The following is a 541-nucleotide window of genomic DNA, read 5'->3' on the forward strand; positions in this document are numbered from 1 at the left end:
GGGGTGCACCTATTCAACCAGCGAGGTCACTGATGTTTGCAGGCAAAGATATCGACTACAGCGCCGCCACCATCCGCAATGACGGGTTTTGGCCCGATGTGACCGTGGCCGATTTTGAGCGCCGCCGCGCCCTGCCTGCCGACCTCGACCAACAGACCACTGGCGCCGCCCTGCTGGCTGCCATCTCGGAAATCAACCTGCAGCTGGCGATGCGCCAGGCCGCGCTGATGGCCGAAGGCTATGCCAGTGCCGCCGAGGTGCCGGGGCCAAGCCTGCAAGGTGGCTCTAACGCCGGCAGTAATGCCCTGACCGAGCAGTATCTGGCCGCGGTGTTCGCCCGCGCCAAGGCGGCCATCTTGCCGGAGTTCGCCAGCGTCACCGAGCGGCCGGCGGCCAACAACCTGGCCGAGCGGGCGCCGGAGCAACGGGCCCAACTGCTGGCCGAAAGTCAGCAACTGGTGCGCAGCATCAAGGGCAAACACCGCGCGGGGGTCTCGTTGATATGAGTAAAGAGATGAGTGAACAGCAGGCCCAGGGCTAT

1 protein-coding gene is annotated in these 541 nt (G+C 65.1%); it reads left to right on the plus strand.

Annotation, left to right across the window (positions count from 1 at the left end):
* Positions 1-32 precede the first annotated feature (32 nt).
* On the plus strand, positions 33-506 hold the full coding sequence (locus AACS18_RS05580) for a head completion/stabilization protein (protein ID WP_108613915.1): 474 nt from the start codon (positions 33-35) through the stop codon (positions 504-506).
* The last annotated feature ends 35 nt before the right edge of the window (positions 507-541 follow it).

It is taken from the genome of Aeromonas sp. HMWF015 (assembly GCF_963878965.1).
Lineage (GTDB): Bacteria > Pseudomonadota > Gammaproteobacteria > Enterobacterales > Aeromonadaceae > Aeromonas > Aeromonas veronii.

Bases quoted from the DNA above. Each gene is read 5' to 3' on its own strand.
- AACS18_RS05580 (WP_108613915.1), top strand. From the start codon at position 33: ATGTTTGCAGGCAAAGATATCGACTACAGCGCCGCCACCATCCGCAAT.